This is a genomic window from Actinomyces lilanjuaniae, assembly GCF_003606385.1.
Classification (GTDB): Bacteria; Actinomycetota; Actinomycetes; order Actinomycetales; family Actinomycetaceae; genus Actinomyces; species Actinomyces lilanjuaniae.
Window position 1 is genome coordinate 2,062,399 of record NZ_CP032514.1, and the last position, 19,698, is coordinate 2,082,096.

Sequence of the window (19,698 nt, forward strand, 5' to 3'; positions counted from 1 at the left end):
TCACGTGGTGAGACTATTCGGGCACCGTCCCCTCAAGCAGCACGGATACCAGTGATTCCTGCCACCAGGTCAGCATGTCGTAGACGAGGGCGGTGCCTCGGTACCACCGCTGGTGGAAGGCCTCCTCCCGGGGAGGCTCCTCGTAGGCCCTCGCACGGACCTCCTCGGCGTCCTGCGCCGAGGCGATGCCCAGGCGGTGCGACAGGACCAGGCGGATGTCATTCATCGCACCCAGCCAGTCGGCCTCCTGCCCGAGCGCGACGACGACCTCACCTTGCCGGGAGGGGGCACGAAGCTCCCGGGCCACACGGGCCAGACGCCCAGCCTTGTCCTGACGAAGCCGGCCCGGGTCAGCGCCCGGACCTCCACCGCGGTGCCGGGGTCCTCAGAGGCCTCAGGCAGGAGGACCTCCAGCAGCTCGACGACCTCAGGAGAGACACCCGTGCGCTGCGGTGAGGTCGTGGCGGGTTCAGAGGTGGCGGGCACGGCGCCTCCCCAGGTACACCGGGCCCGCCAAGCTCACGATCTAGCGCCGCCAGCAGCTCGTGGTCACGCTCGCTCTCCCGGGGACGGGTCCCGACCTCGGTCGTCGGCTCCTGGCCGGACCCACCCGCCCCGTCCTCAGCCTCCAGAAGCGCCTCGGTCTCCAGGGCGAGACGGGCCAGCAACTCACGCTCCCAGTCCGCCATCCTGCTGGCGTAACCGCCCTCAACAGCTCTGAAGACCCGCATCACACCTCCTCCGACGCCTCGCCAAGCGCGTCGTCCCCGCCCAGGAGCTCGATGGTGGCGCGCAGGCCGTAACCGTGCATGGCAGTGACATCCACCTCCATACGCTCACGCGCACCACGCGAGACCACCGCCCGTCCGGCGGTGTGGACCTCGAGCATCCTCGCGTGCGCCAGCGACACGGGGAAGCCGAAGTAGGAGTGAAAGACCCAGGTGACATAGCTCATGGTGTTGACCGGGTCGTCATGGACCACGGTGCACCACAGGCGCTGTGAGCGGGTACGAGGCTCTCCCACTGTCTCCGGCTCGGCTACCGGCAGCGAGGCGGTCATCGAGGCGGTCATGGCGTCATGCTACCGGGCGCCCGACACGCAACGAGCCCGCTCGGCGGACAGGTCCTGCGACCCCGCACCCCAGACCAACCGCCCGCAGCGGGTGCGCACCCTGAAGGACGACCGCCCCCCAACCTCCTCACGCCAGGATGTCGATGCCGTGAAACGCGAAAGCAGGATAGGTTGCTGCCGTGACAGCATCGCGGACCACCCACGGCAGTGCTCCCAGCACTGCTCACAGCACCTCCTTGCTGACCGACATGTACGAGCTGACCATGCTCCAGGGCGCGCTGCGCTCAGGTGTGGCAGACCGTCCCAGCGTCTTTGAGCTCTTCGGACGACGCCTGCCAGGGTCCCGTCGCTTCGGCGTCGTCGCAGGTACGGGCCGTCTGCTCGACGCTATTGAGGCGTTTACCTTCACCGACGACCAGATCAGCTTCCTCCACCGCACTGGGATCGTCGACGATGACACCCTTGACTACCTCCGCGGCTACCGCTTCTCAGGCACGATCCGGGGCTACGCCGAGGGCGAGTGCTACTTCGCGGGCTCACCGCTGCTGACCGTGGAGGGCAGCTTCGCCGAGGCCTGTATCATTGAGACACTGGCCCTGTCGATCTACAACTACGACTGCGCAGTCGCCTCGGCAGCCTCCCGCATGACTATGGCGGCGCACGGACGTCCCTGCATCGACTTCGGGGCACGACGCACCCACGAGCACGCGGCTGTCGCCGCAGCCAGGGCGGCTGTCGTGGGTGGCTTCGCGGGAACGTCAAACCTGGAGGCCGGCCTGGTCCACGGCATCCCCACCTTCGGGACGTCAGCGCACTCCTTCACGCTGGTCCACGACACCGAGCAGGAGGCCTTCGCCGCCCAGGTCGCCTCCCTGGGCACAGGGACGACCGTCCTGGTCGACACCTATGACGTGGCCGCGGGGGTGGAGCGGGCCGTGGCAGCAGCACGTGCCGCAGGCGGCGAGCTCGGAGCGGTACGACTGGACTCCGGCGACCTGGTGGCGGGCGCCTTCCAGGTCCGCTCCCAGCTGGACGCCCTAGGTGCGACCAGCACCAGGATCACTGTGACCAGCGACCTGGACGAGTACGCCATCGCGGGTCTGGGAGCCGCCCCCGTGGACTTCTACGGTGTGGGCACTCAGCTGGTCACCGGGTCAGGGCACCCCACTGCCGCCCTGGTCTACAAACTCGTCGAACGTGAGGGGCGCCACGGCAGGAGGCAGGAGGTCGCCAAGCGCTCCTCCGGAGGCAAGGCAACCGTGGGAGGACGTAAGTGGGCCGGCCGGGTGCTGGACGACAGCGGTACGGCGGTGGAAGAGCTGGTGGTCTCCTGCACCGCGCATGAGCAGGGCGAGGCCGCGCTGAGGCAGGCAGGGGCACGTCCGCTACAGGTCACGCTGGTGCGCGACGGCATGATCGTGGAGGAGCACCGCGGCACCGCCGCCCTGGAGGCCGCTGCCCAGAGGCACCAGGCCTCGCGTGCCGAGCTGCCCTACGACGCGTGGCGCCTGAGCGAGGGAGAGCCGGCCCTGCCAACACGCCTGGTCAGCCTGGAGGACCTGCCCGCACAACCGGCCTCAGCCGCGCTGGGCGAGCCACCCGTACGCCCCTGAGTGGGGGCGGCCTCGCGGGACGCAGTCCGCAGCCGTCCTCTCAGGGTGCCCGCCGAGACCCTGCCGGGTCGGTCCTGCGGCCGGTACCGTCACTCTGTCGGCCGCCGGGGGACGTCAGCGCCGTCCGACGAACCACCGGCGCAAGGTCTCCACCCGCTGCTCGACCTGCTCGGTCGAGGCTGCAGCCACCTCGGGGCCGCCGCACACCCGCCTGAGCTCGGTGTGGACGACGCCGTGCGGCTGTCCGGAGCGGCGCGCCCAGGCTGAGACTAGCTGTGACAGCTCCTTGCGGGCTGCGGCCCGGCGACGCGCGTCCTCTACCCCGGAGCCCCCCGCCCTGCCGCGGTCTGCGGCAGCCTTGCGTTTCTGCGCGGCAATCTGCCTGTCCTGGCGCTGGCGCAGCAGCACAGTCACCTGCTCAGGATCCAGCAGCCCGGGCAGCCCCAGGTACTCCTGCTCCTCAGCCGAGCCCACCATGGCACCGGTCCCGAACTCGCCGCCATCAAAAAGGACCCTGTCAAACTCCGCCTGGGACCCCATAGCCTCGAAACCTGGCAGAAGGTCGGCGGAGGCGTTCTCCACCCGGTTGGCCTCGGCCAGGAGCCTGTCCTCCGGGCTGAAGGCAGGGTCCTGCGACCCGGCGTCCGCCTCCGGCCGGCTCAGGACGTGGTCACGGGCTACCTCCACCTCGGCTGCCAGTGCCAGCAGGGGCGTCACCGAGGGGAGGAACACCGAGGCGGTCTCCCCCCGTGCCCGGGAGCGGACAAAGCGCCCGACCGCCTGGGCGAAGAACAGGGGCGTCGAGGTGGAGGTCGCGTAGACACCCACAGCCAGGCGCGGCACGTCCACGCCCTCGGAGACCATACGTACTGCCACCATCCAGCGGTCGGTGGAGTCGGAGAAGGCCTCGATACGGCTAGACGCCCCGTCGTCGTCAGACAGCACGACGGTGGGTGCCTCCCCGGTGACAGCCCGCAACTGCTTGGCGTAGGCACGCGCGCTGGCCTGGTCCGAGGCAATGACCAGCCCGCCCGCGTCAGGCACCTGGCGACGCACCTCGCTCAGCCGCTGGTCGGCAGCAGCAAGGACAGCGGGAACCCACTCACCGGTCGGGTCCAGGGCAGTACGCCAGGCCTGTGCCTCCATGTCCTTGGTCAGCGGCTCCCCCAGGCGGGCCGCGACCTCGTCCCCGGCCTTGGTCCGCCACCTCATCTCCCCGGAGTAGGACATGAACATCACAGGGCGTACCACCCCGTCACGCAGTGCCTCGGCGTACCCGTAGGAGTAGTCCGCCTCAGAGCGCATGGCGCCCTCAGCGTCTTGCGCGTAGCGCACGAAGGGGATGGGGGCCGTGTCGGAGCGAAACGGGGTCCCCGTCAGGGCCAGGCGGCGTCTGGCCGGGCTGAAGGCCTCCCGAATCGCGTCCCCCCAGCTCAGCGCGTCACCGCCGTGGTGGATCTCGTCGAGAACGACCAGGGTCCGGGAGCGGTCGGTCCGGGCACGGTGCAGGTTGGAGTTAGCCGCGACCTGGGCGTAGGTCAGGGCGACACCGTCAAAGTGCGCACCCAGCGCGGCCTGCGAGTTGGAGTAGGAGGGGTCGATGCGAATCCCGACCCGGGCAGCGGCCTCAGCCCACTGGAACTTGAGGTGCTCGGTGGGGCAGACCACCGTGATCTTGTGGACGTCCCCGGTGCTGAGGAGCTCCGTGGCGACGCGCAGGGCGAAGGTTGTCTTGCCAGCGCCGGGAGTGGCCACAGCCAGGAAGTCCTGAGGCATGGCGCTCATATAGCGGTCCAGCGCCGCAGCCTGCCACGCGCGCAGCGAGCCAGCGGTCCCCCACGCAGCACGGCGAGGGTAGGCCGGGGACAGGTTCTGGGCAGCAGACGTCGATGCCCGTGCAGGGACGTGGTGGGAGCCGTGACCGCGCGGGGCGGGGGTCACTGACCACCTCGCCCGAAGGGGAACCTCGGCCGCCGTGGCCCCTTGCCCCCACCAGCGTCACCGCCATCACGCATCTGCTCGTAGATGGCCTTGCACGTCGGGCACACGGGATAGTTTGACGGGTCACGGCCAGGCGTCCACACCTTGCCGCACAGGGCCACGACCGGCCGTCCCGTGACCGCAGCCGCAGTGACCTTGTCCTTACGGACGTAGTGGGCAAAGCGGTCCGCGTCGCCGTCATCAGTGGACTGGAGCTCCTCACGTTCCAGCACCGCCGTCCCTGCGCCCTGCACGGGCTCACCGGCAGGGTCGGACGGCGAACCAGGACCTGCAGGGTCCGCACTGGCGCGGGCAGCAGCAGAAGGGCTGACCAGGAGCTCACTCATGGGCCACAGTCTAGGCCGGCCCAGCACCGCCCCGGGCACGACGCCGTTGTGTTGCAACTCTCCCCAGGCTCTCACGCTGCCCCACCTGCCCCGTACCCACCTGGCCCTCCTGCCCCGTACCCACCTGGCCCTCCTGCCCCGGTAGCACAGGGCTGGATCCTAGCGGCTGGTGAGGAGACTAGCGGCAGCAGGGTCCACCAGGACCAGGGCGTCGTCGTGACGCTGCATCACCGTGGCAGGCCAGTCGGTGCTGACCTCCCCCTCCACGAGCTGGGCGACAGCCTTGGCTTTGCCCTCGCCGGTGGCGATGAGTACTAGCGAGCGCGCCTCCATGATGGTGGCCAGGCCCTGGGTGATGCAGTGGGTAGGCACGGCGTCGATGTCCCCGCCGAAGAAGCGGGCGTTGTCACGGCGGGTCTGCTCGGTCAGCACGTCCACGTGGGTGCGCGAGTCCAGAGGACCACCCGGCTCGTTGAAGCCGATGTGGCCGTCGGAACCGATCCCCAGGATCTGCAGGTCGCAGTAGCCGGCCGCCGCCATATCCTCCTCGTACTGCGCACAGGCCGCCTGGAGGTCCTCAGCCAGGGCGTCAGGGCCGTGGAGCGAGCCCGGACGCATGTCCACGCGGGAGCGCAGGTTGACCTCCATAAAGGTGGCGTAGCGCTCCGGGTGGCCTGCTGGCAGCCCGACGTACTCGTCCAGCATGAAGCCGGTGACCTGCGCAAAGCTGAGGCGGCCTGCGGCGCAGCGGCGGGTCAGCTCGTCGTAGAGCGGCAGCGGGCTGGAGCCCGTCGCGGTCCCCAGGACGGCGTCCGGCTTGGTGGTCAGCAGGGCCTCAATCTTGTCCGCGGCTCGCTCGGCGATGGCCTCGGCGGTGTCCAGGATGACAAGCTCCACGGTGGTGTCCTCTCTGAGGTGTCTTCTGTTCTGATCTGGGGCGTCTGTTCTGAGGGTCTGGGACATCTGGTTGTCGACGGTAGCTGGCCGGGACGGGCGCGCCCGCCTGCGGCGGCGCGACAGCCACGACAGCACACTCACGGCAGCCATGACAGTCCATGACACGTCACTGTACTCCGCAGGGTCCTCAGGTCAGGCAGCCCCGGCAGATGTCGGCGTACCGCTCACGTCTCCTGGGAGTGCCGGGGCCAGGAGCGGATCGTCGTCAGGATCTCAGGCCCGCGCCGGTCGAGTCGGCGCCCGCCCAGGGTCGTCCCTGCCGCGACAGAGCCTGCGCCCCACAGCGCCCCCACCACCAGGACCAGCCAGCCCCACCACGGGAGGCACCGGACAGGACCGCCCCAGGGCCACCCCGAGCACAGGGCCGCAGCGAGGAGGATGACAAGCACCCGAGCGTCTGGGCTAGCGCTGTGATGACGATAGTTCCCGAGGTACGTGACACCAGAGGGCTCTCACCCGGGGCGTTCGTCTCGTAGGGCATGAGGACGCTGGCCAGGCAGGACCAGCCCAGGGAGCACCCGTGCAGCGCCAGGCAGGCTCCCACCAGGGAGGCGGCCGCGTCCCAGCGGCCGGTCCACCAGCACAGCCCGACCGCAGCGACAAGGACGACCGGCGCCTGCCAGGACAGGGCACCGACGGCCCTGCCCAGAAGGTCCTGCCGACCGGGCAGACCCGCACTGAGGTGGCTCCACAGTGCCGTGGAGTCCCCACCTAGGTCGTTGTGGACCGTCCACCCCATCATCAGCGCCAGCGCGGGAGCCGCCATGAGGAACAGACCGGGGGCCTGGCCAGCAGCAAGACTGACGCTGAGGCCTTCGGCCTCGGAGATGGCCTGAGCCCACCCCATGGCCGCACCGACCACAAAGAACACCGGCAGCATCACGGCTGAGACGGCCATGACCAGGTAGCGGGGGTCTGTCCTCCAGTAGCGCATGCTGCGGGCAGCAACAGCGCAGGCCGGCCCGGGCAGGAAGCGGCTCAGCCTGCGCGACCACGGCAGGACCACGGGAGTGCTCGCCCCGGCCGACCCGGGGTCCTCTGGCGTACGCACCGCGTAGGTACGCGACCTGCCCGACCCACGGCTGGGCGTGGTCATGACTCGAGTAACGACCCGCTCCCAGGGACGCAGCAGCAGCACCGGGACCAGCCACGCCCCCAGCGCCAGGGCCGCGCCAGCCAACGGTGCTCCCGTGGCGGCGAGCCCCGGCGCGGCAAAGGCCCAGCCCAGCGGTGACAGGGAGACAACCTGCCCGGCCGTGCGCAGGCCGGCCAGGACTCCGTCTGAGGTGCTGAGGAACCTGCCCAGGACAGTGGGGACAAGACAGGCCACGAGGTACGCCACCGTAGCGACCAGGGCTACCCGCTCCTGACCGCGCCGCGAGCCGGAGATCCCTGTCCACACGACCACCACCCGCGAGACGACCACGCAGGTGGCCAGGGCTGCTGGCGCGCAGGCCAGGGCCAGCAACGCTGCCAAGAACTGACCGGACACCAGCCAGGTCAGGGTCGGCAGCAGGCACACCACAGCCGTGGCAGCACCGGAGGCCCCGCAGGCGCCAGCGACAAGCAACCCCTGCGCCAGCCTTCGGGACGGTGCGGTCCACGCGGCGACGGCACGCGGGTCGAGTGAAGAGTCAAGACCTGTGGCCAGGAGAGGCAAGAGTATCCAGCACAGGACCAGGAGCGCTCCCAGAGACCCGAGAACGACGGACACGGTCTGGGGGTCACCGAGCCTCCCCAGAGCGAGCGCTCCGACCGTGAGGGCACCCAGCCCGCCCAGGGCAGCGGCTCCCCCGAGCACGGTTCCGACTAGTGCCCAGGTGCTTCCGCGCAGGGCGTTCAGGGTCAGGACCCACCTCATCTTGACGAGGGTTGCAACCATGACAGTCCCTGCGTGCGCACCTCGCCACCGACAAGCTGGGTGAAACGCTCCTCCAAGGTGCCCCCGGCCGCGACCTCCTCGGTGGTACCAGCCACAGCCACGCGCCCCGCGTTGATGATGGCCACGTGGTCACACAAGCGCTCGACGGTGGCCATGACGTGGCTGGAGACCACCACGGTCCCGCCTGCCTCGGCAAAGTTGCGCAGGATGGTCTGGATCGTCTGGGCGGAGATCGGGTCAACCGCTTCGAAGGGCTCGTCGAGAACCAGGATCGAGGGCGAGTGGACCATGGCACAGGCGAGGTGGACCTTCTTGCGCATGCCGGCGGAGTAGTCCGCCACTATGGTGGTTCCCGCCTCCCACAGTCCCAGCACCTGGATGAGCTCAGTCGCGCGGGGTACGACAATGTCGCGGTCCAGGCCGCGCAGCAGCCCTGAGTAGGTCACCAACTCCAGCCCGTTGAGCCGGTCGAAGGTGCGCAGCCCGTCTGGCAGGACGCCAAGACGGGCCTTGGCAGCGGGCAGGTCCGCCCACACGTCCACGCCGTGGACGCGTACGCGCCCGGCGTCAGGCCGCAGCAGCCCCGTGGCCATGGACAGCATGGTGGTCTTTCCCGCCCCGTTGGGACCGACAATGCCGTAGAAGCTGCCGACCGGGACCTCCAGGTCAAGGTGGTCTACCGCGACCTTGGAGCCAAAGGTCTTGACCAGCCCCTCAGTCTGCAGCGCGGCCTGGGGCTGGCTCCTTTGCCCGCTGCGAGCGGTGGTCGCTACGGCCGCCTGGTCCTCCTGGGCGGTGCCCTGCTCACGACCGTCCCCTTCCGGCAGTGATGAGACGGCTGGCGAGGGGGCAGAGAGGGCAAGGGAGCCCGTAGGACCGACAGGCCCAGCCTCTGGGAGGGGTCCGAGGAGGACCGGGACCTCGTCGGTGGGCGTGTATGCGATGTCATGCCGTCAGGCTATGGCGCAGCGGCAGGTTGCGCCTCCGCCGTCAAGACGATGCGCCTCCGTCCCAAGGACGACCCCTGCAGCAGCAGGCCCCGGGCAGGATGCTGGTCCGCAGTCCTGCCCGGGGCCCTCACGGATCCTCACGGGGCCTGTGCCCCGCAGGTCACTGGGAGACTGCCTTCTTCAGGGAGGAGCCGACAGTAACCTTGACGCCATAGCCAGCGGGGATCTGGATCTCCTCGCCGGTGCGGGGGTTACGACCGGTGCGTGCAGCACGCTCGACACGCTCCACGCCCATGAGACCCGTGATCTTGACGGACTCGCCCCTGGCGACGTTCTCAACCAGGACGTCCTGGAACGCTGCCAGGAACGCGTCTGCGTCAGTCTTGGTCAGACCAGCCTTCTCAGCGATGGCGGCAATGAGCTCAGTGCGGTTTACGGACATGTCTTCCCTCTCGATCGTGGGTGGGCACCCGTGTGTGGTGCCGCTGCTGGCTACGCTACGCATAGAACCTCAGTTTTGTCAGGTACAGAGCGAGTGTCGCACCGGGCGCTGAGTAACAATTCACCGCTTTCAACCACAACTGTCACACGCGCCCCACATGGACCAATCCTTGCAATAACGCCGTTTTCTTCTTAGCTCCACCTGGGTGGCCCACTCAGTACCCGGCCACGAGAACACCACGGAACGGGCACACCAAGCATCACCGGGACAGCACCCAGGACAGCGCCCAGGACAGCACTGCCAGGTCCTTCTGAGGCCCCTGCTGGCCACCTCCACCAGGCGCCCACCACCTCTCTGCCGACCCGCCCGCCTGTCGAACCCGGTACTACAGCGCCTGGCGTTGCGCTTGCCCCGGGGCTCTGGTAACACCTCTGTCACAGGCTCGGGACGCACGAGGCGAAGGACAGCAAAGGACGTGGATGCCATGCAGACACCACTGGGAGTACCGGCCGACCTGACGCTGAGCCCGACAACCCAGTCCTCAGCCGCCATGACGGAAATCAAGGAGTACATCCTGCGGGAGAGCCTTCGGCCGGGGGACCCCCTGCCCACCGAGTCCCGCCTGTGCGCAGACCTAGGAGTATCCCGGTCCTCAGTCCGTGAGGCGGTACGCACCCTGGTCGCCCTGGACATCGTGGAGGTGCGGCACGGCCACGGGATGTTCGTAGGACGTGCTTCCGCCCGTCCTGTGGTCGAGTCCCTGGTCTTTCGCAGCCGACTCATCTCGCAGGGTGACTACAGGACCCTGCTGGACCTGGTCCAGGTGCGCTCGACGCTAGACCAGGCTGCTGCCGGGCTGGTGGTGGAGGCCTGGCGAGGCAGGGAGGACGAGGACCTTGACGAGACTGCCAGGCAGATCAGCAGCCTGGCACAGCAGGGACAGCCCTTCACCGAGCAGGACCGTCACTTCCACGTCAGGCTGCTGGAGCCACTGGCTAACCAGCTGTTCCGCCACCTGGGCGAGGCGCTGTGGGCGGCACACACCTTGAGCGCCTCCCTCCTGGGAGCCCCCTCCCCCAGCGACGTGGTCAGCGTGGCCCAGGCGCACACGCAGATGCTGGAAGCCGCCCGCACCGGCGACGTGACAGCCTACCGTGAGGCGACAGCTCGGCACTACGCCCCGCTGCTAGAGTCCCTCAGCCTTGCACGCCCTGAGTGAGCGCCCCGGTAGAGGACACAAGGGCACTCCGAAGAATCCGAAGAAGGCGGGAAGGAGCTCGGGAGGGAGAGCAACAGGGAGCAGGTGCCGGTAAGCCGTCGGCACCAGTCGTGAGGCCTGTCGAGACCAGCCAGGACCACAGGGAGGACAGGACAACAGGTAGGCCCTGGCCGCGGTACTCGGCCAGGGCCTACCCTGGGTGGAGATGCGGGGAATCGAACCCCGGTCCGACGGGCGTGCAACAGGACTTCTCCGGGTGCAGTCCGTTTCTGACTTTCTCAGCCCCGGCGTCTCACACGGACAAGGACGCCGACGGGCTCAGCCGGTCAAGAGTCCCAGGAAGCCTACCGGCACGGCTTCCTAGCAGTGGCTCCCACAATGACGCCAGGCACCGGGGCGGGAGCGCTCCCCGGACTGACGGACCTCAGGACTCGCTCAGGCGGCGAGGGTGAAGTCGGTGCGAGTGTTATCGGCACCTATTGGTTCGCACAGAGCGTTGACGAGACGACTGTGCATCCTCGACCCGCTTCCCCTGAACCCACGACCGTCGTCGAAACCGATCATCCCCTGTGTAGTTGTGCCTGCTCAAAGCCATGCACCCATGAGCAAGACCCCTTGGACGTAGCATGGCAGGTAGTGGAAGGATACCAAGGCTTGGTCCTGCTTGTCCATGCGCAGCAGGACCATCTCTTCCTACCCATGCTTGCTACCCAATGCTTCTGCCGCTCCGCTGCCTTCTACCCTGTGCCTACCCGCCCCCGCGCCGCCGGACCTCAGCCACCGCCCGGGCAGCCTCACGTCGGTCCTGGGCCTCACGCAGGGCATGGCGCTTGTCCCAGTCCTGCTTGCCCCGGGCCAGAGCGATCTCGATCTTGGCCCGGCCACGGACAAAGTACAGCTCCAGCGGAACCACGGTGTACCCCTTGGCCTGGACCCTGGAGGCAAGGCGCTCCAGCTCGCCACGGTGCAGCAGGAGCTTGCGCTTACGCCGCGGGGAGTGGTTGTTCCACGTCCCCTGGAGGTACTCCGGGATGTGCGCGCCCTGCAGCCAGGCCTCCCCACGGCGGTCGATCTCGATCCAGGCCTCCGTCAGGGAGGCCCGCCCATGCGCAGAGCCTTGACCTCGGTCCCAGTCAGCACCAGTCCCGCCTCATAGCGGTCCTCAATGAAGTAGTCGTGGGCTGCCCTCCTGTTACGGGCAACGGTCTGGTGGGCGTCAGCAGCAGCCTTGGCCTTCTGCGCCACAGTGGGCTTGCGCCCCTTCTGTCCGACAGCGGGCCGCGCGGACCGAGCAGTCCTGGGCGTCATGGGGACCTCCTCTGACAGACTCCGGCCGGACGACGTGACAGGCCGCTACGGCAGACGCAGGCAGGATTCTACGCACCGAGTCAACCCACGGAGCCTTCCGTGGAGCTGCCCCGGCAGCGCCCGCTGCCTGCCTGCTCCGCGCTGCCTCCGCGAGACCGCACAGGGACAGACCGCTGTCGGCGGCCAGCGAGTCTCTCAGAAGCCGGCCAGGGTCATCGGGTCTACAGAGGCTCCATTGAGGTAGACCTCAAAGTGCACGTGGGGGCCCGTGGCCCCTCCGGTCATCCCTGTCAGACCGATGGTGTCCCCCTTGGAGACAGTGGCCCCGTTACCGACGGAGTAGGCAGACAGGTGGCAGTAGGCCACCACTACTGACTGACCATCCACCATGCCACCGTTGACGAACATCCCGTTGCCGCACGAGCTGTTCTGGTTGTAGGTCACGGTTCCTGACACCGCCGCGTACTGTGGAGTACCTTGAGAGGCGACCAGGTCCACGCCCGCGTGGAGACGGCTCGTCCCCGTGATCGGGTGCACCCGGTAGCCGTAGGGCGAGGCGACCACCAGACTTCCGGAAATCGGATGGGCTATGGTGCCGCTACCGAGGTCCGTGCTGCTGGACGAGCTCGGTGCCGGTGCGGAGGTACCTCGGTTCTCCTCGTCAATCCTGGCGATGGTCGCGGCAGCCTCCTCCTCGTCGGCCCGGGCCTGGGCCTGCTGGTCCTCCAGGTCAGCCTTCTGGTCCTCAAGAGTGGTCGTCGCCTCCCGGGCGCTGGCCTCCAGGGAGGCCACCTCGTCCCGCTTGGTCTGGGCTGCGTCCCTGGCTGTCTGCGCAGCCGCCTCAGCGGCGTCGGCATCGGCCTTGAGAGTGGCGACACGCTCGGTCGCCGCGTTCTGGCGGGTCTCCCGGTTGGCGTCCTGGGCACGCTCGGCCTCGGCGGCCGCGAGCACCGCCTCCTGCACCCCGGAGCCGATCTCCATCGCCGCGGCACGCCTGGACAGCTGGTCCACGTCCTGGGAGGCCAGCACGTAGGTCCACGCGGTTACGGAGTTGTCGCCCTCATACGTGGCAGCGACGATCTCTGCCACGGAGGTCGAGGCCTCGGAGGCGACCTCCTGGGAGGCCTCCGCCTCCTCCTGGATGGAGGCCAGGCTCGTCTGCGCCGTGTCCAGGCGGTCGGCCGCGATCTGCTGCTCGCGCTCCTTCTCCGTCAGGGTGGTCTGCGCGTCGCTCAGCTCGGTCTCGGCCGTGCTCAGGGCAGCCTGCGCGTTCTGCAGGTCCAGGTAGGCCTGACCGAGCTCAGTGCTGACTCCCTCCAGCGAGGCGACGAGCTCGTCCTGCTTGCGCTGGGCCTCCTCCTGGCTGGCGACCGCGTCATCACGCTCGTCCGCCAGGACCGGGACGCTCACCACCATGGCCAGAGCCAGGGTGACTGCCACGCAGGCCGCGACAAGCAGTCTCCTCAGGGGCAGTGCGCCCGTACCAGTCGCCAGAACAGGGAAGGACAGCATGACAGATCAGATCCTCGTGTACTTGGACAGGGAGTATGCGGAGGACAACGCCGCTAGGACGACAGCCGCCAGGACCAGCCACGGCGCCAGTGTCAGGACGGCACCTGTCCCGATAAAGGCGCTAGTGAAGGTCATCGAACTAGCGAGCCACCCCTCGACGACGTAGTGCACACCCGCCCACAAGGCACCCACTGCCAGCAGAGCGCCGACCAGGGCGGCAATGACTCCCTCAAGGATGAAGGGCAGCTGGATAAAGAGGTTGGAGGCGCCAACCAGCCGCATGATGCCGGTCTCACGGGAGCGAGACATGGCGGACAGCCGAATCGTGGTGGAGATCAGCAGGACAGCCGCCACCGCCATAATGGCCGCCAGTCCCCCGGTGATCCAGGAGGCCCGGTTCATGACCAGGAACAGGGGCTCCAGGGTGGCACCCTGGTCGATAACACGCTCGACGCCGTCCTGGCCGGTGAACTGCTCGGCGACGACCTCGTAGTTCTCCGGGTCCACCAGCTTGATGCGGAAGGAGACCGGCATCATCTCCTCGGTAGCGTTACGCCCCACCGCGGAGTCCCCGTAGGCGTCCATGAAGTTCTCGTAGGCCTCAGCCTTGCTCTCGATGTGGTAGTTGTCCACGTAGGAGTCCAGGGTCCCGTTGATACGTTCCTCGACAGCGTCAATCTGGTCCTGGGTGGCCTCACCGTTGACGCACCCGGGGAAGGCCGAGGCCTGGGGGCACATGTAGACCGAGACCTCGACCTCGTCGTACCACTCCCCCCTCATGGTGGAGATCTGGGCCTGGAGCAGCCCGGAGGCACCGACAAATAGCAGCGACACAAAGGCCACCAGGATGACCGAGACAGTCATGGCCAGGTGACGCGCCAGTCCCTTGACGGTCTCAGAGAGGATGAAACGAAGTCGCATGCGCTGTCTCCTTCAGCGGTCCGAGCCGTAGACGCCACGAGCCTGGTCACGCACGACCTGGCCACCCTTGAGCTCAATAACACGTTTACGCATCTGGTCCACGATCTCGTCGTCGTGGGTCGCCATGACGACAGTGGTTCCCTGGCGGTTGATCCGGTCGAAGAGCCGCATGATACCGACCGAGGTGGACGGGTCGAGGTTACCGGTAGGCTCGTCGGCAAGAAGCAGCTTGGGGCGGTTGACCATGGCACGGGCCACCGCCACCCGCTGCTGCTCACCGCCGCTGAGCTCGTGAGGAAGCCTCTTCTCCTTGCCCGACAGGCCGACGAGCTCCAGGGCCTCAGGGACTGCGGACAGGATGTAGTGGCGTGGCTTGCCGATGACCTGGGAGGCCAGGGCGACGTTCTCCAGGACGGTCTTGTTCTCCAGGAGCCGGAAGTCCTGGAAGACGAACCCCATCTCCCGGCGCAACTGGGGCACCTTCCAGGTAGAGACCTGGGAGAGGTCCCGCCCCAGAACATGGATCCTGCCGGAGGTCGGCCTCTCCTCACGAAGCACCAGGCGCAGGAAGGTGGACTTGCCCGACCCCGAGGCGCCGACAAGGAACACGAACTCATCGCGCCCAACCTCGATGTCGACCTCGTCAAGCGCAGGACGCGCACCTCGTTTGTAGACCTTGGAGACGTGGTCAAAGCGGATCATCAGTTGGCTGCTCCCGTGGCTGCGACTCGGGCACTGCGCCCAGGCTCGTAGCCACCGTATGCGTCGGAGTCGTCTTTCACTGTTGTGACACGCCAGCAGCAGATGTGGGCTGTGGCGGCAGCAGGGCCAGGCCCGCGGGCCCCGGCGGGCCTAGCCCGGGCTATCCTGGCCCCATGGAGGATCGCGGCGTCAGGGGCCAAGGGGACAGCATCCCTACCACCCAGGTGGACGTAGGCAGCTGGGCCCGGTTCATCTCCTCCCTCCCTGCCTTCCTGGACACCTTGCCGCGCGCCTGCCCGGACAGCCCACGAGCAAGCAGCCACCCGCTCGGCAGCCACGAGTCCCGCAGCACGTCACAGGGCCGAGCCGCGCCACCGCCACCGGAGGCGCTGGTGCTGACAGCCCCACCACCACAGCACGACACCGAGGAGCAGCTTTCCCGTCCTTTGTCGCGGGTATCTCGGGTGCTGCCCCACCGGCGGCGTCGATCACCGTCGCCAGAGCCGCCAACAGTAGTGCTGACACCCTGCCGGGAGGGGACCGAGGTAACCGTGCTGCTTCTCGACGCCTCAGGTCGTACGCTGATGGGCCACCAGGAGCGCCGGAGCCTGGGGGCTCTTGGCTGGCGCGTGGACTCAGCCGCAGCGTCACGGCTCCTGCCTGACAGTGCGGCGGCCGCGGAGATGACCGCGCGCATCCTGATCGAGATCCTGCACGTCGCGCACCCGGCAGACCTCAGCTGCCACCTAGAGGTGCTCAGCGCGCCCTGAGCAGAGCCGCCCGGGCTCTACCTCGGCAGAGGTCTCTCCCTCAGAGTCCCAGGGCTGTCTCAGCATCCCAGGACGCTGCGGTGTCGGCCACCACGTAGTCGGGGGAGGACAGCACGGTGTGGCCAGAGCGGACAGGGCCAGCCACCTCTGTGGCGACGACACCTCGGCTATCGGGGAAAGTGGAGCGGCTGGAGCAGTCCGCCTCGCCCGCCTCCTCCTCAAGGTGCCCAGGAGAGCTCTCAGAGGCTCCAGCGGTCCCGCCACCTGGCGAGCGCCCCTCCCCGCGGATGCCTGGCGCCGAGGGCACGTCCGCAGCCCGGACACGGGCGAACCGGCTCTCACCACGCGTCAGGTCGTGCCCCACCGACCAGAGCATAATCACGTTGGAGCTGTGAGTACCCTCCGACGTGCTCCAGGTCTCCTCGGACAGGCGGCCCGTCAGCAGCACCGGGTCGCCCTTGCGCAGGGAGAGGCTGAGGTTCTCCGCGAGACGGCCCCAGGCCTTGGCTGTGAACCATATGGTCCCGGCGTCCTGCCACCCCTGCTCCGTCCGGTAGGACGGGGTGACCGCGACCCGGAAGCGACAATAGGCACGTCCCCCTTCAGTGCGGGACAGCACAGGATTTGTTCCGAGAACACCCTGGACAGTGAGGTCAGGCTGACGAGTCATAGCGTGCTCCTTGGCTGCCAGGCGGCCCCGTGCCGCCTTCCGTGCCCCTACCCTGCAACGATGTGCGGTACCTGCGGCAGGGTAGAGTGCCCTGCCTGTGGACCAGCCCCGTAGCCAGGCGCCTGTGGTGCCCTCCCCCGGTCGTGCCGCCGACCGACGCATCGCCCCGTCTCGGGCTCCTGGGCTGACAACCCCAGCAGTCTCACAGCCCCAGCGCGGACTGGAGCATCCCGTGGAGGTCCAGGACCTTGGAGGCGGGCAGAGTCAGGTCACGCTCCACGACAGCACCGATGCGCGAGCGCACCTGCCGGGTGTAGCGATCTGCCTCCTGGCGGGCACGACGGCGCCGACAAACCATAGCGACCAGCGCTGCGACGAGGCCCGCTACCAGCAGCACAGCCGCAGGAAGAAGGTCCTCCCGGCCCCGCAAGACCGCTGCGGCCGCCCAGACCACGGCACCCAGCACCAGAATCACCCCCGCCCACCAGAGCAGGTCGACCACAGGCTTGCGGTGTCCTGGCAGGGACACCGAGCTGACTGCCTCAGCCGCTCGCCCCGCCAGGGTCTCAGGGGCAACGACAGCCCGGTCCAGGCTACGTCCCCAGACCCCGGGCAGCCCTTCGCAAGCACGGTGCACCCACGTAGCCCGCGCTGCCCTCACCGCGCTCAGGGCCGGCGGCTCCGGGCGGGCCAGCGCCCGCGGAAACACCCGGCCCAGGCCGCTACGTATCGAGTCCTCGACAGCACGTGCTCCGGAGGCCTGTAGCAGAGCCGCCTCAACAGCACGCGTGGCCTGCGGGTCAAGCTCGATCCGGTGCTCAGCCACCGTAGGCCGCAGCCTCTGAGCAATGGCGTCAAGCTCGGCCGAGGCGGTCCTGGCCGCGTTGGACTCCCGGGCAACCCGGTGACGCAGCAGGTCACGAACTGCCTCCAGGTTGTCCCCCCTCACCGCAGAGACAGGCAGGACCTGCACCTGGGTCAGCCCGTCCTGCCTCAGCAGGGAGCGGACGTCCTTCAGAAGTGTCTCCAGCCCGCCCTCCGGAAGAGTGTCCACCTGGTTGACCAGGACCAGCATGTCCTCCTGACGGGCACCTAGCCCGCGCAGGTACCCCTCGTGCAGGGCGGCATCAGCGTACTTCTGGGGATCCACGACCCACACCAGGATGTCGGCGAGCGGCACCAGACGGTCAACCTGGAGAGAGTGCTCAATGGTCACCGAGTCGTAGTCAGGAACATCAAGGAGCACCAGCCCGCTCATCCTGTCCTGGTCAGCCGCGTCCAGGATGGAGTCACGGCGGATACGCCTCTCGGGGGAGACACCCAGAAAGTCCAGGAGGGCGGCTGCCTCATCTCCCCAGGAGCAGGCCGCGGCACGCGAGGTCGTGGGACGGCGGGCACCGACGTCGGCGAAGTCCAGCTCGGTCAGCGCGTTGAACAAGGAGGACTTCCCAGAGCCGGTACCTCCGAAAAGAGCCACGACCGTGTGGTCCACACCCAGGTCGAGCCGCTCGGCCACGGCGTCCAGACCCTCGTGCGCCGACAGGGCGAGAGCAGCGGGGACCTCCGTCGGGCAGGCTTCCAGCCCTTGACGAATCCTGGTGAGCCGGTCCTCCAGGTAGGCGGCGTCCAGGGCAGGAACCGGCTTGGCGGGAGCGGGCTCGGCGTGACGAACTGGGTGACTCATGTCGCGGCTCCGGGACGGGTAAAGGGCTTGAGCTCGCCGGACCTCAGCCGCAGCGCGGCCGCGAAGCCGGAGGGCGGGGCCAGGGAGGCAGCAGCTCCTCGGGGAAGTGTAGCGGTCAGCGCCTCGACGACCGCCTCGACCAGGAGGCTCCTGGTCGTCTGCACCTGCTCGCCAGCCCCGAGGTGACGAACCGACTGGGCAGCGCCCTCGACACCGCTGGCCGCCGCGACCAGGAGGTCGACGAAGGCGTGAGGAGCCAGCCCCCGAGGCGACTCGGTGAGATTCGCCCTCAGGTAGCCGCTCCACGACTCGATCGTCACCTCAGCGGGATCCCCATGGCCCAGGGCACGAGCGGCACGGTCCCCGGCACCTGCCTCCCGCCACGCCTGCTCCGCCTGGCTCCTCAAAGAGATCACGGCAGCCTCCAGCTGTGCGGCAAGCGCCTGCCTGGCGTCCTCAGCCAGGACCGCCAGCCCTCGCGTCCGCGCCTTCTCTGCCCTGCCCAGAAAGCCCCGACGCAGACGCCTGCCCTGCGCCAGTGAAGCCAGTGGAGCCCCTGAGGACGCCAGCGTGAGCCACCGGGTAGCGGTAGCACCCTCCCCTGCCGCCCCCCGGTCGATATCAGCGCGGATCCGACCGATCGCCTCCTCCCGCAGCGAGGTGTCCACCGCCTCCAGCTCCTGGGCAGCGGCCTCCTGGGCGTCAACGGCCTCAGCCAGGTCGGACAGGTCGTTGCGCAGAGCGGCCCACAGGCCCCGGCCCGTACGACGCACCAGCCCGGCCGCACGGTGCCGTCCAGCCAGCAGCCGCAGCCAGTCGCGCACCTCTGCCACCGCAGAGTCCTCCAGCATCCCCTCGTGCGGCCCGGCGTCAGGCACCACGAAGAACGGCGCCTCAGACAGGCCCAGGTCCTCAAGACGTGTTGTGAGGTCACGACGCACCTCAGACAGGATCTTCGCCGGGGCACGGTTGAGGACGACGGCAATGGGCGTGTCCCGGGACGCGGCCTCCTCCAGGGTGGCCCAGGGGGTCTGATCGCCGTAGCGCGCCGCAGTCGTGACGAAGAGCCACAAGTCGGCGGCGTCCAGTAGACGGCCTGCCAGCACCCGGTTGGCCTCGTGCACGGAGTCCAGGTCCGAGGCGTCGATGAGGGCCAGCCCAGGAGGTATGGCGTCGGAGACCACCTCCTCGCACGCTTCCCTCAGAGGATGGTCCGCAAGCGGCTCACGGTCCTCCGGGTTGACCACGAGGACAGGGACACGGGTGGTGGGACGCAGGACGCCGGCGTCAGAGACCTCCCGGCCGAGGACGGAGTTGACCAGCGTGGACTTGCCTGCCCCGGTAGAGCCTCCCACGACGACGACCGACGGGATGTCAGCGTCCTGCAGGCGAGGCAGGACCTGGTCACGGACCTGGCCGACCAGGCTGTCACGAAGCCTGCGAGCCTCCTCGACACCGGGCGTCCTCAGCGGCAGGTCAAGCCTCTCCAGGTCCCGGAGAAGGTCGGCAAGGACCTCAAGCAGCTGAGCACGGGACAGCGCAGAGACAGGGAGCTCGTCCTCGGCACGGTGCGGGGAGACTGGAACGGGCATGAAGCAACCCTAGGAGCAGTGGGTAACAGAATCGACGATTGAGACCACGCGTTTGGGTCACGGTTACTGTAGCTCGC

At 68.5% G+C, this 19,698-nt stretch carries 18 protein-coding genes, 1 other RNA gene and 1 pseudogene; 3 read left to right on the forward strand and 17 right to left on the reverse strand.

Translation table 11 applies throughout. The annotated features are described in order from the left end of the window. Nucleotides 1-13: 13 nt before the first annotated feature. From D5R93_RS14125 to clpS, 3 genes are read right to left on the reverse strand one after another with little or no spacing between them, the layout of a single operon-like run. Entirely contained in the window at nucleotides 14-307 is a 294-nt protein-coding gene (locus D5R93_RS14125; RefSeq protein WP_243106681.1) for a DUF2017 family protein, read from the reverse strand. 43 nt (nucleotides 308-350) lie between these two features. Further along, the gene (locus tag D5R93_RS14130; protein ID WP_243106682.1) at nucleotides 351-731 is read right to left on the reverse strand and encodes a DUF2017 family protein; all 381 of its coding nucleotides are present in this window, start codon (nucleotides 729-731) and stop codon (nucleotides 351-353) included. Further along, nucleotides 731-1,060 carry an ATP-dependent Clp protease adapter ClpS gene (clpS, locus tag D5R93_RS08855; protein WP_120205971.1) on the reverse strand — a complete coding sequence of 110 codons (330 nt, stop codon included), beginning with the start codon at nucleotides 1,058-1,060 and terminating at the stop codon, nucleotides 731-733. The genes D5R93_RS14130 and clpS overlap by 1 nt, the downstream gene beginning before the upstream one ends. A gap of 191 nt (nucleotides 1,061-1,251) precedes the next feature. On the opposite strand from clpS, the gene D5R93_RS08860 reads away from it, so the two are divergent. Continuing rightward, entirely contained in the window at nucleotides 1,252-2,685 is a 1,434-nt protein-coding gene (locus tag D5R93_RS08860) for a nicotinate phosphoribosyltransferase (protein WP_259390701.1), read from the forward strand. A gap of 114 nt (nucleotides 2,686-2,799) precedes the next feature. Here D5R93_RS08860 and D5R93_RS08865 read toward each other — a convergent pair whose 3' ends face one another. The 6 genes from D5R93_RS08865 to D5R93_RS08890 all read right to left on the reverse strand — a co-directional run bounded on the left by D5R93_RS08865 (nucleotide 2,800) and on the right by D5R93_RS08890 (nucleotide 9,243). After that, nucleotides 2,800-4,554, reverse strand: coding sequence for a DEAD/DEAH box helicase (locus D5R93_RS08865; protein WP_479722556.1), 1,755 nt, complete (start codon nucleotides 4,552-4,554; stop codon nucleotides 2,800-2,802). Between the two features lie 68 nt (nucleotides 4,555-4,622). Next, nucleotides 4,623-5,012, reverse strand: coding sequence for a DUF3039 domain-containing protein (locus tag D5R93_RS08870; RefSeq protein ID WP_182911361.1), 390 nt, complete (start codon nucleotides 5,010-5,012; stop codon nucleotides 4,623-4,625). 159 nt (nucleotides 5,013-5,171) lie between these two features. Then, the gene (gene nagB, locus D5R93_RS08875) at nucleotides 5,172-5,909 is read right to left on the reverse strand and encodes a glucosamine-6-phosphate deaminase (RefSeq protein WP_119836142.1); all 738 of its coding nucleotides are present in this window, start codon (nucleotides 5,907-5,909) and stop codon (nucleotides 5,172-5,174) included. A gap of 265 nt (nucleotides 5,910-6,174) precedes the next feature. Then, nucleotides 6,175-7,851 carry a transporter gene (locus D5R93_RS08880; protein ID WP_243106683.1) on the reverse strand — a complete coding sequence of 559 codons (1,677 nt, stop codon included), beginning with the start codon at nucleotides 7,849-7,851 and terminating at the stop codon, nucleotides 6,175-6,177. Further along, on the reverse strand, nucleotides 7,827-8,678 hold the full coding sequence (locus D5R93_RS08885) for an ABC transporter ATP-binding protein (RefSeq protein ID WP_120204796.1): 852 nt from the start codon (nucleotides 8,676-8,678) through the stop codon (nucleotides 7,827-7,829). Before D5R93_RS08885 ends, D5R93_RS08880 begins: the two co-directional genes overlap by 25 nt. 283 nt (nucleotides 8,679-8,961) lie before the next feature. After that, on the reverse strand, nucleotides 8,962-9,243 hold the full coding sequence (locus D5R93_RS08890) for an HU family DNA-binding protein (protein ID WP_119836144.1): 282 nt from the start codon (nucleotides 9,241-9,243) through the stop codon (nucleotides 8,962-8,964). A 484-nt stretch (nucleotides 9,244-9,727) separates the two neighbouring features. Between D5R93_RS08890 and D5R93_RS08895 the strand changes: the two genes are divergently transcribed. Beyond that, entirely contained in the window at nucleotides 9,728-10,462 is a 735-nt protein-coding gene (locus tag D5R93_RS08895) for a FadR/GntR family transcriptional regulator (RefSeq protein WP_120204798.1), read from the forward strand. Between the two features lie 197 nt (nucleotides 10,463-10,659). Here D5R93_RS08895 and ssrA read toward each other — a convergent pair. From ssrA to ftsE, 5 genes and pseudogenes are all read right to left on the reverse strand, one after another. After that, nucleotides 10,660-11,030: a transfer-messenger RNA gene (gene ssrA, locus D5R93_RS08900) on the reverse strand. 180 nt (nucleotides 11,031-11,210) lie between these two features. Then, nucleotides 11,211-11,770: pseudogene (gene smpB / locus D5R93_RS08905) on the reverse strand (SsrA-binding protein SmpB). A gap of 195 nt (nucleotides 11,771-11,965) precedes the next feature. After that, a complete protein-coding gene (locus D5R93_RS08910; protein ID WP_243106684.1) occupies nucleotides 11,966-13,282 on the reverse strand; it encodes a M23 family metallopeptidase in 1,317 nt (438 codons plus the stop codon). Between the two features lie 6 nt (nucleotides 13,283-13,288). Next, entirely contained in the window at nucleotides 13,289-14,203 is a 915-nt protein-coding gene (gene ftsX, locus D5R93_RS08915) for a permease-like cell division protein FtsX (protein ID WP_119836147.1), read from the reverse strand. A gap of 12 nt (nucleotides 14,204-14,215) precedes the next feature. Further along, nucleotides 14,216-14,905, reverse strand: coding sequence for a cell division ATP-binding protein FtsE (ftsE, locus tag D5R93_RS08920; RefSeq protein ID WP_119836148.1), 690 nt, complete (start codon nucleotides 14,903-14,905; stop codon nucleotides 14,216-14,218). A gap of 173 nt (nucleotides 14,906-15,078) precedes the next feature. Between ftsE and D5R93_RS13315 the strand changes: the two genes are divergently transcribed. Beyond that, nucleotides 15,079-15,675, forward strand: a complete 597-nt coding sequence (locus D5R93_RS13315) for a hypothetical protein (RefSeq protein ID WP_147392860.1) — start codon at nucleotides 15,079-15,081, stop codon at nucleotides 15,673-15,675. A gap of 40 nt (nucleotides 15,676-15,715) precedes the next feature. On the opposite strand, the gene D5R93_RS08930 is transcribed toward D5R93_RS13315, so the two are convergent. From D5R93_RS08930 to D5R93_RS08940, 3 genes are all read right to left on the reverse strand, one after another. Then, on the reverse strand, nucleotides 15,716-16,345 hold the full coding sequence (locus tag D5R93_RS08930; RefSeq protein ID WP_119836150.1) for a single-stranded DNA-binding protein: 630 nt from the start codon (nucleotides 16,343-16,345) through the stop codon (nucleotides 15,716-15,718). A 202-nt stretch (nucleotides 16,346-16,547) separates the two neighbouring features. After that, nucleotides 16,548-18,029 (reverse strand): GTPase, encoded by a 1,482-nt coding sequence (locus D5R93_RS08935; RefSeq protein WP_119836151.1) that lies wholly within the window; start codon nucleotides 18,027-18,029, stop codon nucleotides 16,548-16,550. Next, nucleotides 18,026-19,621, reverse strand: a complete 1,596-nt coding sequence (locus D5R93_RS08940; RefSeq protein WP_119836152.1) for a GTPase domain-containing protein — start codon at nucleotides 19,619-19,621, stop codon at nucleotides 18,026-18,028. Before D5R93_RS08940 ends, D5R93_RS08935 begins: the two co-directional genes overlap by 4 nt. Between the last annotated feature and the right edge of the window lie 77 nt (nucleotides 19,622-19,698).

Excerpts from the sequence above, each read along its gene's own strand:
- D5R93_RS14130 (WP_243106682.1), bottom strand. The coding sequence starts at position 731 with ATGCGGGTCTTCAGAGCTGTTGAGGGCGGTTACGCCAGCAGGATGGCG.
- clpS (WP_120205971.1), bottom strand. The coding sequence starts at position 1,060 with ATGACCGCCTCGCTGCCGGTAGCCGAGCCGGAGACAGTGGGAGAGCCT.
- D5R93_RS08870 (WP_182911361.1), bottom strand. The coding sequence starts at position 5,012 with ATGAGTGAGCTCCTGGTCAGCCCTTCTGCTGCTGCCCGCGCCAGTGCG.
- D5R93_RS08880 (WP_243106683.1), bottom strand. The coding sequence starts at position 7,851 with ATGGTTGCAACCCTCGTCAAGATGAGGTGGGTCCTGACCCTGAACGCC.
- D5R93_RS08890 (WP_119836144.1), bottom strand. The coding sequence starts at position 9,243 with ATGTCCGTAAACCGCACTGAGCTCATTGCCGCCATCGCTGAGAAGGCT.
- D5R93_RS08895 (WP_120204798.1), top strand. The coding sequence starts at position 9,728 with ATGCAGACACCACTGGGAGTACCGGCCGACCTGACGCTGAGCCCGACA.
- D5R93_RS08910 (WP_243106684.1), bottom strand. The coding sequence starts at position 13,282 with ATGCTGTCCTTCCCTGTTCTGGCGACTGGTACGGGCGCACTGCCCCTG.
- ftsX (WP_119836147.1), bottom strand. The coding sequence starts at position 14,203 with ATGCGACTTCGTTTCATCCTCTCTGAGACCGTCAAGGGACTGGCGCGT.
- ftsE (WP_119836148.1), bottom strand. The coding sequence starts at position 14,905 with ATGATCCGCTTTGACCACGTCTCCAAGGTCTACAAACGAGGTGCGCGT.
- D5R93_RS13315 (WP_147392860.1), top strand. The coding sequence starts at position 15,079 with ATGGAGGATCGCGGCGTCAGGGGCCAAGGGGACAGCATCCCTACCACC.
- D5R93_RS08930 (WP_119836150.1), bottom strand. The coding sequence starts at position 16,345 with ATGACTCGTCAGCCTGACCTCACTGTCCAGGGTGTTCTCGGAACAAAT.
- D5R93_RS08935 (WP_119836151.1), bottom strand. The coding sequence starts at position 18,029 with ATGAGTCACCCAGTTCGTCACGCCGAGCCCGCTCCCGCCAAGCCGGTT.
- D5R93_RS08940 (WP_119836152.1), bottom strand. The coding sequence starts at position 19,621 with ATGCCCGTTCCAGTCTCCCCGCACCGTGCCGAGGACGAGCTCCCTGTC.